Annotated in this window: 16 protein-coding genes; 4 read left to right on the top strand and 12 right to left on the bottom strand. The window is 65.4% G+C overall.

Going from position 1 to position 13,871, the window contains the following annotated elements; genetic code table 11:
• Positions 1–11 precede the first annotated feature (11 nt).
• Complete coding sequence (locus ACIP0B_RS21180; RefSeq protein ID WP_400835718.1) at positions 12–416, top strand: hypothetical protein; 405 nt, start codon at positions 12–14, stop codon at positions 414–416.
• A 58-nt stretch (positions 417–474) separates the two neighbouring features.
• Here the strand turns inward: ACIP0B_RS21180 and ACIP0B_RS21175 are convergent, their stop codons facing one another.
• The 3 genes from ACIP0B_RS21175 to ACIP0B_RS21165 all read right to left on the bottom strand — a co-directional run bounded on the left by ACIP0B_RS21175 (position 475) and on the right by ACIP0B_RS21165 (position 2,487).
• Positions 475–1,050, bottom strand: coding sequence for a PIN domain-containing protein (locus tag ACIP0B_RS21175; RefSeq protein WP_400835716.1), 576 nt, complete (start codon positions 1,048–1,050; stop codon positions 475–477).
• Positions 1,047–1,514, bottom strand: coding sequence for a helix-turn-helix domain-containing protein (locus tag ACIP0B_RS21170; RefSeq protein WP_400835714.1), 468 nt, complete (start codon positions 1,512–1,514; stop codon positions 1,047–1,049). The genes ACIP0B_RS21175 and ACIP0B_RS21170 overlap by 4 nt, the downstream gene beginning before the upstream one ends.
• Before the next feature lie 85 nt (positions 1,515–1,599).
• On the bottom strand, positions 1,600–2,487 hold the full coding sequence (locus ACIP0B_RS21165) for a LysR family transcriptional regulator (RefSeq protein WP_400835712.1): 888 nt from the start codon (positions 2,485–2,487) through the stop codon (positions 1,600–1,602).
• 177 nt (positions 2,488–2,664) lie between these two features.
• Here ACIP0B_RS21165 and ACIP0B_RS21160 point away from each other — a divergent pair, with 177 nt between their 5' ends.
• On the top strand, positions 2,665–2,877 hold the full coding sequence (locus ACIP0B_RS21160) for a type II toxin-antitoxin system HicA family toxin (RefSeq protein WP_400835710.1): 213 nt from the start codon (positions 2,665–2,667) through the stop codon (positions 2,875–2,877).
• Positions 2,877–3,281 carry a type II toxin-antitoxin system HicB family antitoxin gene (locus ACIP0B_RS21155; protein ID WP_400835709.1) on the top strand — a complete coding sequence of 135 codons (405 nt, stop codon included), beginning with the start codon at positions 2,877–2,879 and terminating at the stop codon, positions 3,279–3,281. The genes ACIP0B_RS21160 and ACIP0B_RS21155 overlap by 1 nt, the downstream gene beginning before the upstream one ends.
• A 120-nt stretch (positions 3,282–3,401) precedes the next feature.
• On the opposite strand, the gene ACIP0B_RS21150 is transcribed toward ACIP0B_RS21155, so the two are convergent.
• On the bottom strand, positions 3,402–4,589 hold the full coding sequence (locus tag ACIP0B_RS21150; RefSeq protein ID WP_400835707.1) for an MFS transporter: 1,188 nt from the start codon (positions 4,587–4,589) through the stop codon (positions 3,402–3,404).
• Between the two features lie 241 nt (positions 4,590–4,830).
• On the opposite strand from ACIP0B_RS21150, the gene ACIP0B_RS21145 reads away from it, so the two are divergent.
• Complete coding sequence (locus tag ACIP0B_RS21145; RefSeq protein ID WP_400835705.1) at positions 4,831–5,451, top strand: DUF5666 domain-containing protein; 621 nt, start codon at positions 4,831–4,833, stop codon at positions 5,449–5,451.
• A 54-nt stretch (positions 5,452–5,505) separates the two neighbouring features.
• Here the strand turns inward: ACIP0B_RS21145 and ACIP0B_RS21140 are convergent, their stop codons facing one another.
• The 8 genes from ACIP0B_RS21140 to ACIP0B_RS21105 all read right to left on the bottom strand — a co-directional run.
• The gene (locus tag ACIP0B_RS21140; protein WP_400835703.1) at positions 5,506–6,504 is read right to left on the bottom strand and encodes a sulfate ABC transporter substrate-binding protein; all 999 of its coding nucleotides are present in this window, start codon (positions 6,502–6,504) and stop codon (positions 5,506–5,508) included.
• Between the two features lie 103 nt (positions 6,505–6,607).
• Positions 6,608–7,432, bottom strand: a complete 825-nt coding sequence (locus ACIP0B_RS21135; RefSeq protein WP_400835701.1) for an ion transporter — start codon at positions 7,430–7,432, stop codon at positions 6,608–6,610.
• Between the two features lie 21 nt (positions 7,433–7,453).
• Positions 7,454–8,368: an urea transporter gene (locus ACIP0B_RS21130; protein WP_400835699.1), complete on the bottom strand. Its 915-nt coding sequence runs from the start codon at positions 8,366–8,368 to the stop codon at positions 7,454–7,456.
• Positions 8,369–8,575: 207 nt separating this feature from the next.
• Complete coding sequence (pyk, locus tag ACIP0B_RS21125; protein ID WP_400835697.1) at positions 8,576–9,991, bottom strand: pyruvate kinase; 1,416 nt, start codon at positions 9,989–9,991, stop codon at positions 8,576–8,578.
• Positions 9,981–11,261: a glycerate kinase gene (locus ACIP0B_RS21120; RefSeq protein WP_400835695.1), complete on the bottom strand. Its 1,281-nt coding sequence runs from the start codon at positions 11,259–11,261 to the stop codon at positions 9,981–9,983. The genes pyk and ACIP0B_RS21120 overlap by 11 nt, the downstream gene beginning before the upstream one ends.
• Before the next feature lie 148 nt (positions 11,262–11,409).
• Positions 11,410–12,303, bottom strand: coding sequence for a 2-hydroxy-3-oxopropionate reductase (locus ACIP0B_RS21115; protein WP_400835693.1), 894 nt, complete (start codon positions 12,301–12,303; stop codon positions 11,410–11,412).
• Between the two features lie 151 nt (positions 12,304–12,454).
• Positions 12,455–13,237 (bottom strand): hydroxypyruvate isomerase, encoded by a 783-nt coding sequence (gene hyi, locus ACIP0B_RS21110; RefSeq protein ID WP_400835691.1) that lies wholly within the window; start codon positions 13,235–13,237, stop codon positions 12,455–12,457.
• A 184-nt stretch (positions 13,238–13,421) separates the two neighbouring features.
• The coding region (locus ACIP0B_RS21105) for a thiamine pyrophosphate-dependent enzyme (protein ID WP_400835689.1) at positions 13,422–13,871 on the bottom strand (450 nt) is incomplete at its 5' end.

The following is a 13,871-nucleotide window of genomic DNA, read 5'->3' as shown; positions in this document are numbered from 1 at the left end:
AACGCACCGCCATGAATGCCCTTGCCCGAATCACCATCATCACGTTGGCCATTGGGCTCAGCGCCTGTGCGGTGCAGCAACCTGAACCGACGCGGCTGCCGCCGATCCCGCCGTCGCAGCCAGGTCCCAAACCGTCGACGCCGGCGACACCGGCCAAGCCGGGCCTTCCCGCCAAACCGGCCAAACCGGTTCCGCGCACCTCCGCCAGCTTCGCCCCGCCGCCGGGCGGCAACAGCCACTGGGACCAGAAGCTGGGCGTGTACGTCCTCGACGACCAGCCCGACACTTTCTACCGCCAGCGCACCTACTACCGCTGGAACAACGGCTGGAGCCGCTCGATCAGCCCCAACGGGCCGTGGGAGGAGACCAATATCCACGGCGTGCCGGCGGGGTTGGGCAAACAGTACGGGCAATGAATGAAAAACGGCGATCCTTGGATCGCCGTTTTGCTGTCTGGCGGTTGTGCGGGCGCTTTCAGAGCATCGCCCGAAACCCGTTGAGTGCCCCTACCGATCGGGCCAGGCCTTGCCGTTGCAGCAGATTCAGAAACGGTTCGACCTCCATCGGCGGTGTCTTCAGTTGCTGGCGCTGACGTTGGGCGGCTCTGACGACGGCTGACGAATCCAGATGGAACAGGTTCTCGACGAATTCATCCGGGTGTTGCGCCTCGATGCCGAAGCCGGCGAGGTGCGTTTCAGGAAAGTCCTTGAGGTTGAACGTCACGATCACGCCGGCGCCGCAGCGTATGGCGGCCGCCAGCACATGACGGTCATCCCGGTCGGGCAGCGACAGTCCGGTGACGAGATCCTCGTAGCCGTCGACACAGGCATCGGGAACCGCACGATCCATCAGTTCCGATGTGCGATCCAGTTGTTCCATGCTCAGGTCGGTGCGGTTCTTCAGCAGGTTGCGTTTCCATTCGCGGTGAATCTCCTTGGTCCATTTCGCCCGAAAAAGCCCGGAGAGGGCGAGCCACATCAGGAAGTCCCTCAATGGGGCCGGGTACAAAACACACGCATCGTATACAGCGGTGAAAGAGGAATGCCTCACTCGTATCCTGTCCTTAACGCCTGTGCCTGCTCCGCGAGAAGCGCCATTGCCTGCTCGCTGGCGGTTTCGCGCCGGGCCTTATAGTCCATCAGATCGGCAAAGCGCACACGTCGGTGCTTGCCGGTTTTGTGGTAGGACAACTCACCGCTCTCCAGCAGCTTTATGAGGTGCGGGCGTGAGACGTTGAGCAGATCGGCGGCTTCCTGCGTGGTCAGTTCGGCGTGCACGGGCACGACCTTCACGGCGTTGCCTTCGGCCAGTGCCGCGAGAATGTCGGCCAGCAGGCGCAATGCCGAGGTGGGCAGTTCGACCCGGTGCGCTTCGTTGCGCTCATCGAAGATCTGGATGTGCTGGGTTTCGTGCCGGGTGGCCAGGTAAGCCGACAGGGCACGCTGGCCCTCCATGGCAGCCCGGATTTCGCGTTCGGCGGGGAGATTGATGGAGGGATGAACGATCGTGGACATAGTACTGTTCCAGCATTCTGGGAGATGGATGCCGGGACGTTATTCGAATTAATCGAAAATCGCAATAAACGAAACGTGAATGTTTTCAGCCCTTCGGCGTCAGCGTTTTCTGCACATGATCAACGAATGCCTTTGCCTTGGCGCTGGCCATCCGGCCTGTCGGGAACACCGCCCAGAGATCCTGGTCCGGCAGCGTCCAGTCCTCCAGGACTTCCACCACCGCACCGCTGGCCAGTTCCGGCTCGAACATCCACCAGGAGGCGACGCTCAAGCCTTGATCGGCGAGTACGGCCGCGCGCAGGCCTTCGGCGGCACTGACCCGCAGGCGTCCGCTCAGGGTGGCGGTCTGCTCTTCGCGGTCCTTTGAAAACGTCCAGGTCGCGCCGCCGCTGCGGTTGTACACGGTGGCTTGGTGCCGACCCAGATCGGCGGGGCAGGTGGGGATGCCGTGTCGGGCAAAGTAGGCCGGGGTTCCCAGCACGACCCGGCGGCAGGAGGCGATCTTGCGTGCCGTCAGGCCCGAGTCGACGAGGTTGCCCATGCGCAGGGCGACGTCGATGCCTTCTTCCATGAGGTTGATGTTGCGGTCATCGAGCATCAGGTCGACGCTCAACTGCGGGTGCTGGTCGAGAAACAACCCCAGGCGCGGCACCACGTTCATCCGGCCGAACGTCACGGCGGCGCTGACCCGCAGGTTGCCGCTCAGGCCGCTGGCGCTGCCGCGGGCGGCGTTGTCGGCTTCGTCGGCCTCTTCCAGGGTGCGCTTGGCCCGCTCGAAGTACGCCAACCCGGCCTCGGTGGGCGTCAGGCCCCGGGTCGAGCGCAGCAACAGGCGCACGGCGAGCCGGGCTTCGAGTTGTGCGATGGTTTTCGACACGGCGGGCTGGCCGATGTCCAGGCGCCTGGCCGCCGCGGAAAACGAGCCGGTTTCCACGACGCAGACGAAGGTTTCCATGGCGGCGAGACGGTCCATCCGGTTTTCCTTGCAGGTTCGGCATTGATAGGTCGGCAGAAGGTGCCGAGTGTAATACCGCAGGTTCCGCTCGATCACATGTTGCAAAACAACCGAGCGTCGTCCCGGCCAATCCTGTGCTTGAGTAAACATAACTCTGGAGTTATTTTTTTATGGGCCGGGCCAAAGAGGCGGTGGGTGCAGAGCAGGCTATTGATCAAGGAGCTGGAGGACGCAGGTTGGGTACTGGATCGTGTCACCGGCAGTCATCACATCTTTACTCATCGCTACAGTCCGTACTCGATTCCCGTCCCGCATCCGAAGAAGGATTTGCCGCTTGGGACGGTCAAGAGCATCAGGCGGCGCGCCGGGCTGTTCAACCCGTCAGCCGGTCAAACAGGAGATCCGTAATGCAATACCCGATCTGCATCGAATGGGGCGATGAAAACACGGCCATCGGCATCCAGATCCCCGATATTCCGGGTGCGGTCACGGCTGGTGACACCTTCGAGGATGCCTACAAGGCGGCCGTTGAGGTTGCGCATCTCATGCTGCAGGAAATGGCGGCGGGCGGGCAGTCTGTTCCCATGCCGACCTCGGCGGCCGCCCATCGCAGCAACCCGGAGTTCGCGGGAATGGGCTGGGGCATGCTGGAACTGGATGTTTCGCCTTACATGGGCAAGACCGAAAAGGTCAACGTGACGCTGCCCGGTTATGTGATCCAGCGAATCGACCGGTATGTGCGCGAGCACAACATCAAGAGCCGTTCTTCGTTTTTGGCGGATGCGGCCATGGAGAAGCTGGTTCGCTATTGACTGCCCTGCGGCGTCCTGACGCTCGCCATCGCCGGCAGGCTGGCTCCCTCCCAGGATTTGTTCGTTGCGCAAATCCTGGGAGGGAGCGGCGATACGGCTTCCTCGCGAAGCGCTCGGCACTTACGCCGTCGCCAGCGCCGGCCTCTTCGCCACACTCAAGAACCGCGCCAGCGCCAGCAGCGGAAACGCGCTGCCCACGATCACGATCCACAGCCAGCCGCCATGCTCGTACACCGTGCTGGCCACCGACGAGCCGAAGGCGCCGCCGATGAAGATGCTGGTCATGTACAGCGCATTGAGGCGGCCGCGGCTTTTGGCGTCCAGGGTGTAGACCGCCCGCTGGCCGAGCACCATGTTCATCTGCACGCAGAAGTCGAGCACCACGCCGGTGACGGCCAGGCCGATCACGCTGTAGGCCGGGTGGATGAAGGCGGGCAAGAAGCTCAGGGCGGCGAACAGCATGGCCAGCAGCGAAGCGATGCGGGTGTGGCCGGCGTCGGCCAGGCGGCCGCTGATGGGGGCGGCGACGGCGCCGATGGCCCCGACCAGGGCGAAGATCGCGATCTGGCTCTGGGACAGGCCGTGGTTGCGCGCCAGCTCCAGCGGCACGGCGGTCCAGAACAGGCTGAAGGCGGCGAACATGCAGCCCTGGTAGAACGCCCGCTGGCGCAGCACCGGCTGCTGGCGCAGCAGCGTCCAGAGCGAGCCGATCAACTGGCCGTAGGAGGCGCTGTGGTCCGGCTGGCGCTTGGGCACGGTGAAGGCGAGGACGGCGCTGATCGCCGCCATCAGCGCCGCCGCGATCATGAACATCGCGCGCCAGCCGAAGTGGTCGGCCACCACGCTCGACACCGGCCGCGCCAGCAGGATGCCCAGCAGCAGGCCGCCCATGATCCCGCCGACCACCCGGCCACGGGATTCCTCCGGCGTCAGGTGCGCGGCCAGCGGGATCAGGATCTGCACCGACACCGAGCTGAAGCCCACCAGCAGCGAGATCAGCAGGAACACGTTGGGCTGTTCGGTGAACGCCGCGCCGAGCAGGCTGGCGATGGCCACCACGGTGGTGGCGATCATCAGGCGGCGGTTCTCCAGCAGGTCGCCCAGCGGCACCAGGAAGAACAGGCCCAGGGCATAGCCGATCTGGGTCAGCGAGACGATGAAGCTGGCCAGGGTGTCGCTCAGGCCGATGTCCGGTGCGATCAGGCCGATGATCGGCTGAGCGTAGTAGATGTTGGCAACGATGGCGCCGCAGCAGAAAGCGAACAGCAGCACCATGCCTCGGGTCATTGCGTGAGTTGTGGCGGTCATGGGTTTCTCAGGTCCGGCGAATGGGAATGCGGTGAGGCTAAGGGACGCGGCGGGACGGCGGTAGCGGTCCTGGATCGATATCAATTATTCCGTTGCGGAATAGGTGGCGTCCCGGAGGAGGTCGTCCATCGGCGAACCTTGCGTCCGGCCGTTGAGCGCCGATGATACATTCACTTACATCTTGTTCGATAGCGTGCTTATGTTGTCGGTGGGTTTTCGAGTTCATGACGGGAGGATCGCGATGTTTCGACAGTGGATTCGCTGCGGCGCAACCCTGGCCTTGATCGGCCTGGTCGGTGCCGGCGGCGCGCAGGCCGGCGAGGCGCCGGGCATGCGCATGGGCGTGCGCGGCGAGATCGCCGCCGTCAGCCCCGATACCTTGAGGGTGCACGTCAACAACGGCGAGAACGTGGTGATCCAGCTGACCAAGGACACCCGGATCCGCGCCGTGACCCTGGCCAACATCGAAGACATCAAGCCCGGCAGCTACATCGGCTCGGCGGCCATTCCCCAGGAGGACGGCACGCTCAAGGCGCTGGAGGTGCATGTGTTCCCGCCGGAACTGGCCGGCAGCGGCGACGGCCACCGGCCGTTCGACCTGGCCAAGGGCAGCAGCATGACCAACGGCAGCGTCGGCGACCTGGTGGTGAGCAACGGCCGGGTGCTGACCGTCAACTACAAGGGCGGCCAGCAGAAAATCCTGGTGCCGGAGGACGTGCCCATCGTCAATCTGCTGCCGGGCGACCGCAGCCTGCTCAAGGTCGGGGTGAAGATCGTCACGTTCGTGACCCAGAGCGCGGACGGCACGCTGACGGCGCAGTCGATCTCGGCGGGCAAGGACGGCGTGACTCCGCCGATGTGATCCCCACATGAAAAAGGCGACCGTTTGGTCGCCTTTTTCATTGCCGTCGGGGGCTTACTTGTTGGTGTAGATCTGATCGAAGATTCCGCCGTCGTTGAAGTGGGCCTTCTGCACGGTGCGCCAGTCGCCGAAGGTCTTCTCCACCGACAGGAAGTCGACTTTCGGGAAGCGGTCGGTGTACTTGGCCAGCACCGCCGGATCACGCGGACGCAGGTAGTTGGCGGCGGCGATCTCCTGGCCTTCCGGCGACCACAGGTACTTGAGGTAGGCTTCGGCGGCGGCACGGGAGCCTTTCTTCTCGACCACCTTGTCGACCACCGACACCGGCGGTTCGGCTTCGGCGGACACGCTCGGGTAAATGACTTCGAACTGGTCGCGGCCGAACTCGCGGGCGATCATTTCCGCCTCGTTCTCGAAGGTCACCAGCACGTCGCCGATCTGGTTGGTCATGAACGTGGTGGTGGCGGCGCGGCCGCCGGTGTCCAGCACGGGGGCCTGCTTGAACAGCTTGCCGACGAAGTCCTTGGCCTTGTTCTCGTCACCGCCGTTCTTGAGCACATAGCCCCAGGCCGAGAGGTAGGTGTAGCGGCCGTTGCCCGAGGTCTTCGGGTTGGGCACGATCACCTGCACGCCGTCCTTGAGCAGGTCCGGCCAGTCCTTCAGGGCCTTCGGGTTGCCCTTGCGCACGATGAACACCGTGGCGGACGTGAACGGCGCGCTGTTGTTCGGCAGGCGCGTCACCCAGTCGTTCGGCACCAGTTGGCCGTTGTCCGCCAGGGCGTTGATGTCGGTGGCCATGTTCATGGTGATGACGTCGGCCGGCAGGCCGTCGATCACCGAACGCGCCTGCTTGCTCGAACCGCCGAACGACATCTGCACGGTGATGCTCTCGTTGTGCTCGGCCTGCCAGTGCTTCTGGAACGCGGTGTTGTAGTCCTTGTAGAAGTCGCGCATCACGTCGTAGGAAACGTTCAGCAGGGTCGGTGCGGCCTGGGCGGCGCCAGTGAAGGCGAGGGCGGCGGCGAGAAGTGAGGCGCCAAAGAGTTTTTTCACTGCGCATTCCTTGTTCTGGGGTGTGTTGCGGCCGGGGGTGGGCCAATTGCCAGCGACTATAGCGGCCTGCGCATAGTCGCTTAAAGATTAAAAAGCTCTTTGCTTATTCCATTTTCTTGTACAACGCATTGCCGCAGCGGGAGCAGAACGACGCCTCCTGCTCATGGCTGTCCTTGGCGCAGACCGGGCAGGCGTGACTCTTTTGCCCGCCGCGCATGGCGGTGGCCAGTTCCGCCGTGAAGATCCCGGTGGGCACGGCGATGATCGAGTAACCGGTGATCATCACCATCGACGAGATCACCTGGCCCAACGGGGTCTTGGGCACGATGTCGCCGTAACCCACGGTGGTCAGGGTCACGATAGCCCAATAGATGCTTTTGGGGATGCTGGTGAAGCCGCGTTCGGGGCCTTCGACCACATACATCAGGGTGCCGAACACGGTGACCAGGGTGCAGACCGTGAGCAGGAACACGAGAATCTTCTGCTTGCTGCCGCGCAGGGCGTCGAGCAGGTAATGCGCCTGGCTCAGGTAGTTGCCCAGCTTCAGCACGCGGAAGATGCGCAGCATCCGGATCACCCGGATGATCAGCAGGTACTGCGCGTCGGCGTAGTACAGCGCGAGGATGCCGGGCACGATCGCCAGCAGGTCCACCAGCCCGTAGAAGCTGAAGGCATAGCGCAAGGGCCTGGGCGAGCAGTACAGGCGCAGCAGGTACTCGCCCAGGAAAATGACCGTGAAGCCCCATTCGATGTACGCCAGCAGGCTGGCGTAGTTCTGGTGGACGTCGTCGATGCTGTCGAGGATCACCACCACCAGGCTGGCGAGGATGATCAGGAGCAGGGTCTTGTCGAAACGGCGGCCGGCCACCGTGTCGGTCTGGAAAATGATCACGTAGAGGCGGTCGCGCCACGTGGCGTTGCTGTTCATTCAAAGCGCTCGGGGAAAAGATCAGCGCAGCCTAGGTTGATTCTCCCCGCCAGCGCAAGACGCGGCGTTCGGTTCGGGTTCGCCCGCCAGGCGTGTGCCGGTGCGCAGCAGCCAGCAGGCGAGGATGAACGGCGCCGTGAGGGGCGCCAGCCCCAGCGCGCCGAACAGCGGCGTCGTCAGCAACGCCAGGCCGATGCCCGCCAGCGGCAGCCACGGTTGCCGGCGCTGCGCGCTGAAGGCGAGGGCGGCCAGCACGGCGTTGTAGCCGCCCAGGCCGAGCAGGGCGGTCCGGCTGTCGTGCTGCAGCAGGCTGGCGCCCAGGCCGACGGCCGACGCCAGCAGCGCCCAGCCGAACGCGCGGCGGTCGGCGAGCAGCAGGCCGGCGGCGATCAAGGCGCCGGCCAGCGGATGGTCGAGGAACATCACTTGGCCGAAGCCGTTGAGCGCCGCGCCGATCAGGTTGACGACGTTCATTTCGGGTGCGGACGCAGGTGCCGCAGGTTCGGCGAAGGTCAAGGCGATCCAGCCCAGCATCACGAACGGTGCGGTGTAGGCGGGCAGGCATTGCTTGAGGCTCACGCGCTTGAGCCACTGCTGCGTGATCATCGCGCTCAGCCCGCCGGCCGCCAGGATCAGCGGCGGCAACATCGGCGACCAGGGAAAGTGCAGGCTCAGCAGCAGGCCGATGAGCACGCCGTTGTAGCTGAACAGGCCGGCCTGGCGATCGGCCTTGGCGTAGTTGCGGCGCTGCGCGGTGAGCAGGCCGGCGACGGCGCCGAGCAGGGCGCCGGCGAACAGCACCGGCGCGGTCAGCAGGATCGCCAGGAGGCACAGCAACCCGCAGAGCGGGTGGCGCTGGAGGAAGATCTGGCTGAAACCGTTGAGCAAGGCTTCGGCCCAGTCGGGGCAGTGGGTGTTGAAATGGTTGGCAGGCATGTCGGGAAATCTGGGCAGTATGAAAATCAAAAGGTCTTGCATATCCCTGTGGCGAGGGCGCTTGCTCGCGCCGGGGCGCGGAGCGGCCCCAACTCGGATCGATGCGGTTCTTCTGTGAAAACCGTCATGTCCCCGAGGCGGCTGTTGTGCAGCCGTGCGGGAGCAAGCTCCCTCGCCACAGTCTTGTCACCACCGCAAAGGTGTTCTTCAGATCAACGTCTCGATCCGCAACGAGTTAGTCGATCCCGGTTGGCCAAACGGCACACCGGCGGTGATCAGCAGCGTATCGCCCCGTTCGGCCATGCCTTGAGCCTGGGCGATCTCCAGGGCGGTGGAGCAGACCTCGTCGACCTGGCGCAGCCGGTCGTTGACCACCGAATGGATGCCCCACGCGACGCTCAGGCGACGGGCGGTCTGCAGGTTCGGCGTCAGGTTGAGGATCGGCGCCTTCGGCCGTTCCCGTGCCGCACGCAGGCTGGAGGCGCCGGATTCGCTGTAGTTGACCAGCACCGCCACCGGCAGCACGTTGCTGATGCGGCGGATGGCGCAGCTGATCGCGTCGGACACCGTGGCCTCGGCCTTCGGCCGGCTGACGTCGAGCTGGGTCTGGTAGTCCGGGCCGTTCTCCACCTGGCGGATGATCTTGCTCATCATCTGCACGGCTTCGAGCGGGTACTCGCCGGAGGCGGTCTCCGCCGACAGCATCACCGCATCGGCGCCTTCGGCCACGGCGTTGGCCACGTCGGTGACTTCGGCGCGGGTCGGCGCCGGCGAGAAGCGCATCGATTCGAGCATCTGCGTGGCCACCACCACCGGTTTGCCGAGCTGGCGGCAGGTGCCGATGATGTTCTTCTGGATCTGCGGCACGCTTTCGGCCGGAACCTCCACGCCCAGGTCGCCGCGGGCCACCATGATCGCGTCGCTCAGCTCGGCGATTTCCCGCAGTTGCTGCACCGCCGACGGCTTTTCGATCTTCGCCATCAGGAACGCCTTGTCGCCGATCAGCGCCCGGGCTTCGCGGATGTCCTCGGGGCGCTGCACGAACGACAGCGCCACCCAGTCCACGCCCAGCTCCAGGCCGAAGCTCAGGTCGCGGCGGTCCTTGGCCGTCAGCGGGCTGAGGTCGAGCACCGCCTGCGGCACGTTCACCCCTTTGCGGTCCGACAGCTCGCCGCCGTTGAGCACGGTGGTGTCGATGGCGTCGGAATACTTGGTCACCACGCGCAGGCGCAGCTTGCCGTCATCGAGCAGCAGGTCCATGCCCGCTTCCAGCGCGGCGATGATCTCCGGATGGGGCAGGTTGACCCGGCGCTGGTCGCCCGGCGTGGCGTCCAGGTCCAGCCGGAACGCCTGGCCGCGGTGCAGTTGCACCTTGCCCTCGGCGAACTTGCCGACCCGCAGCTTCGGGCCCTGCAGGTCCATCAGGATCCCCAGCGGGTAGTTGAGCTGGCGCTCGACCTCGCGGATCCATTGGTAGCGCTTGGCGTGGTCGGCGTGGTCGCCGTGGCTGAAGTTGAGGCGGAAGATGTTGACCCCGGCCTCGACCAGCTCGCGGATGTCTTCGATGCCGTCGACGGCGGGGCCCAAGGTGGCGAGGATTTTGACCTTTTTGTCAGGCGTCATGTTTAGGGCTCTCGAGGATCAGGATGGCGCGGAAGTCGTTGACGTTGGTGCGGGTCGGCTCGGTGACGATCAGCGCATCGAGCGCCTGGAAGTAGCCGTAGCCGTTGTTGTCGTCCAGCTCGTCGCTGGCGCTCAGGCCCAGGGCGGTGGCGCGGGCGTAGCTGTCCGGGGTCATGAGGGCGCCGGCGTTGTCTTCCGAACCGTCGATGCCGTCGGTGTCGCCAGCCAGCGCGTAGACGCCGGGCTGGCCCTTGAGGCTGTCGCTCAGGCTCAGCAGGAATTCGGCGTTGCGTCCGCCGCGGCCGTTGCCGCGCACGGTGACGGTGGTCTCGCCGCCGGAGAGGATCACGCAGGGCGCCGCCAGCGGCTGGCCGTGCTGGATGATCTGGCGGGCGATGCCGGCGTGGACTTTCGCCACCTCGCGGGACTCGCCTTCCAGGTCGCCGAGGATCAGCGGGCTGAAGCCGGCCTGCCGGCATTTCACCGCCGCCGCTTCCAGCGACTGTTGCGGACGGGCGATCAGTTGGAAATGGCTGCGGGCCAGGCTCGGGTCGCCGGGCTTGACCGTTTCCGACTCGGGGCTCTGCAGCCAGGTGCGCACCGACGCCGGCACCTCGATGCCGTAGCGCTTGAGGATGGCCAGGGCTTCGGCGGACGTGCTCGGGTCGGCCACGGTGGGGCCGGAGGCGATCACGGTGGCGAGGTCGCCGGGCACGTCGGAAATCGCATAGGTGTAGACGGTGGCCGGCCAGCAGGCCTTGCCGAGGCGGCCGCCCTTGATCGCCGAGAGGTGCTTGCGCACGCAGTTCATCTCGCCGATGGTGGCGCCGGACTTGAGCAGGGCCTTGTTGATCGACTGCTTGTCGGCCAGGGTGATGCCCGCGGCGGGCAGGGCGAGCAGCGCGGAGCCGCCGCCGGACAACAGGAAAATCACCCGGTCAGCTTCGGTCAGGTCGCTGACCAGGGCCAGCACGCGCTGGGCCACGGCCAGGCCGGCGGCGTCCGGCACCGGGTGCGCGGCCTCGACCACTTCGATTTTCTCGCAGGGGGCGCCGTGGCCGTAGCGGGTCACCACCAGGCCCGAGACTTCGCCCTGCCAGCAGCGCTCGACCACCTGGGCCATGGCGGCCGCGGCCTTGCCGGCGCCGATCACGATCACGCGGCCGGTGCGGTCGGCGGGCAGGTGGGCTTCGAGGACGTGTTGCGGATGGGCCGCGTCGATGGCTGTGGCAAACAGCTCGCGCAGCAGTTGTTGCGGATCGACCGACATGACGGGCTCCCGGAATTCTTGTTATTGGATAGAGCGACGCGGATCCCTGCGGGAGCCGGCTTGCCGGCGATTCAGGCGCAGCGGTCGGTCAGACGCACCGCGTCGACCCCATCGCCAGCAGGCTGGCTCCCACAGGTTCAGGCAGGGATCATTTCTTGTCGCGGATCGAGAAGTTGGCCATGTGCTCCAGGCCCTTGATCAGCGCCGAGTGGTCCCAGTTGCTGCCGCCGATGGCTGCGCAGGTGCTGAACACCTGTTGGGCGTTGGCGGTGTTCGGCAGGTTGATCGACAGCTCCTTGGCGCCTTGCAGGGCCAGGTTCAGGTCCTTCTGGTGCAGGCTGATGCGGAAGCCGGGGTCGAAGGTGCCCTTGATCATGCGCTCGCCGTGGACTTCGAGGATCTTGGAGGAGGCGAAGCCGCCCATCAGCGCTTCGCGCACCTTGGCCGGGTCGGCGCCGTTCTTGGAGGCGAACAGCAGGGCTTCGGCCACGGCCTGGATGTTCAGGGCCACGATGATCTGGTTGGCGACCTTGGCGGTCTGGCCGTCGCCGTTGCCGCCGACCAGGGTGATGTTCTTGCCCATGGCCTGGAACAGCGGCAGGGCGCGCTCGAAGGCATCGGCCTCGCCGCCGACCATGATGCTCAGCGTCGCGGCCTTGGCGCCGACCTCACCGCCGGACACCGGCGCGTCGAGGTACTGCGCGCCTTTCTCGTTGACCTTGGCGGCGAAGGCCTTGGTGGCGGTCGGCGAGATCGAGCTCATGTCGATGACCACCTTGCCTTTGCCGATGCCGGCCGCGACGCCGTCGGCGCGGAACAGCACGTCCTCGACCTGCGGGGTGTCCGGCACCATGACGATGATGAATTCGGCTTCCTGGGCCACTTCCTTCGGGTTGGCCAGGGCGACGGCGCCGGCGGCCACCAGGTCGGCGGGGGCGGCGTCGTGGTGCGCCGACAGGAACAGGCTGTGACCGGCCTTCTGCAGGTTCGCCGCCATTGGGTGGCCCATGATGCCGGTGCCGATGAATCCGATTTTAGCCATGAGAAAATCCTCTTGTTTTTGTCTTGCCGGATAATGTGCCTGGCCCTGTGGCGAGGGAGCTTGCTCCCGTTCGGCCGCGCAGCGGTCGCGTCGTTTTCAGGGCCGCTGCGCGCCCCGGCGGGAGCAAGCTCCCTCGCCACAGGGCATTGGTTCAGATCGCGTTGTGGGTCTTGAGCCAGCCCAGGCCCGCTTCGGTGGTGGTCAGCGGCTTGTATTCGCAGCCGACCCAGCCCTGGTAGCCGATGCGGTCCAGGTGTTCGAACAGGAAGCGGTAGTTGATCTCGCCGGTGCCCGGCTCGTTGCGCCCAGGGTTGTCCGCCAGCTGCACATGGTTGATCTCGCCCAGGTGCGATTGCAGGGTGCGGGCCAGGTCGCCTTCCATGATTTGCATGTGGTAGATGTCGTACTGCAGGAACAGGTTGGCGCTGCCGACCTGCTCGCGGATCGACAGGGCCTGTGCGGTGTTGTTCAGGTAGAAGCCCGGGATGTCGCGGGTGTTGATCGCTTCCATCACCAGCTTGATGCCCGCCGCCTGCAGCTTGTCGGCCGCGTACTTGAGGTTGGCGACGAAGGTCTTTTCCACGGTGGCGTCGTCCACGCCCTGCGGGCGGATGCCGGCCAGGCAGTTGACCTGGGTGTTGCCCAGCACCTGGGCGTAGGCGATGGCCAGGTCGACCCCGGCGCGGAACTCCTCGACCCGGTCCGGCAGGCACGCGATGCCGCGCTCGCCCTTGGCCCAGTCGCCGGCCGGCAGGTTGAACAGCACCTGGGTCAGGCCGTTGGCGTCGAGCTTGGCCTTGATGTCGGCCGAGCTGAAATCATAGGGGAACAGGTATTCGACGCCGCTGAAGCCGGCCTTGGCGGCGGCGTCGAAACGGGCAAGGAAATCCTGCTCGGTGAACAGCATGGACAGGTTGGCTGCGAAACGCGGCATGGTGGTCTCCCGTAAATGTCTTGTTGAATCCACCCTCTCTTGCAGGGGCAGGCTTGTGTGGCGAGGGAGCTTGCTCCCGCTGGGGCGCGAAGCGACCCGAAAAGCGTTACGACTGCTTCGCAGCCGAGCGGGAGCAAGCTCCCTCGCCACACATAAGCTCGCTCCCGCAGAGAGCGGTCAGCGGTCAATCGAGCAGCGAAATCGCCGTCGGCGCGTCGTTGCCGACCAGCGCCAGGTCTTCGAACTCGTTGACCGCGTTGATCTCGGTGCCCATGGAGATGTTGGTCACACGCTCCAGGATGATCTCGACGATCACCGGTACCTTGAACTCCTCGATCAACTGTTCGGCCTGGCGCAGGGCAGGGGCGATGCCGGCCGGTTCGAACACGCGCAGCGCCTTGCAGCCGAGGCCTTCGGCGACCGCGATGTGGTCGACGCCGTAACCGTTGAGCTCCGGCGCGTTCAGGTTATCGAAGGACAGCTGCACGCAATAGTCCATATCGAATCCGCGCTGGGCCTGGCGGATCAATCCCAGGTACGAGTTGTTCACCACGACGTGGATGTACGGCAGTTTGAACTGAGCGCCGACCGCCAGCTCCTCGATCATGAACTGGAAGTCATAGTCCCCCGACAG

This window comes from Pseudomonas sp. NPDC089534 (assembly GCF_044749305.1).
Lineage (GTDB): Bacteria > Pseudomonadota > Gammaproteobacteria > Pseudomonadales > Pseudomonadaceae > Aquipseudomonas > Aquipseudomonas ekonensis.
Note: the sequence above shows the minus strand (reverse complement) of the source record. Positions and strands in the feature narration are given on the sequence as shown.

Excerpts from the sequence above, each read along its gene's own strand:
- ACIP0B_RS21115 (WP_400835693.1), bottom strand. The coding sequence starts at position 12,303 with ATGGCTAAAATCGGATTCATCGGCACCGGCATCATGGGCCACCCAATG.
- ACIP0B_RS21155 (WP_400835709.1), top strand. The coding sequence starts at position 2,877 with ATGCAATACCCGATCTGCATCGAATGGGGCGATGAAAACACGGCCATC.
- hyi (WP_400835691.1), bottom strand. The coding sequence starts at position 13,237 with ATGCCGCGTTTCGCAGCCAACCTGTCCATGCTGTTCACCGAGCAGGAT.
- ACIP0B_RS21130 (WP_400835699.1), bottom strand. The coding sequence starts at position 8,368 with ATGCCTGCCAACCATTTCAACACCCACTGCCCCGACTGGGCCGAAGCC.
- ACIP0B_RS21170 (WP_400835714.1), bottom strand. The coding sequence starts at position 1,514 with ATGTCCACGATCGTTCATCCCTCCATCAATCTCCCCGCCGAACGCGAA.
- ACIP0B_RS21120 (WP_400835695.1), bottom strand. The coding sequence starts at position 11,261 with ATGTCGGTCGATCCGCAACAACTGCTGCGCGAGCTGTTTGCCACAGCC.
- ACIP0B_RS21145 (WP_400835705.1), top strand. The coding sequence starts at position 4,831 with ATGTTTCGACAGTGGATTCGCTGCGGCGCAACCCTGGCCTTGATCGGC.
- ACIP0B_RS21150 (WP_400835707.1), bottom strand. The coding sequence starts at position 4,589 with ATGACCGCCACAACTCACGCAATGACCCGAGGCATGGTGCTGCTGTTC.
- pyk (WP_400835697.1), bottom strand. The coding sequence starts at position 9,991 with ATGACGCCTGACAAAAAGGTCAAAATCCTCGCCACCTTGGGCCCCGCC.
- ACIP0B_RS21135 (WP_400835701.1), bottom strand. The coding sequence starts at position 7,432 with ATGAACAGCAACGCCACGTGGCGCGACCGCCTCTACGTGATCATTTTC.
- ACIP0B_RS21165 (WP_400835712.1), bottom strand. The coding sequence starts at position 2,487 with ATGGACCGTCTCGCCGCCATGGAAACCTTCGTCTGCGTCGTGGAAACC.
- ACIP0B_RS21180 (WP_400835718.1), top strand. The coding sequence starts at position 12 with ATGAATGCCCTTGCCCGAATCACCATCATCACGTTGGCCATTGGGCTC.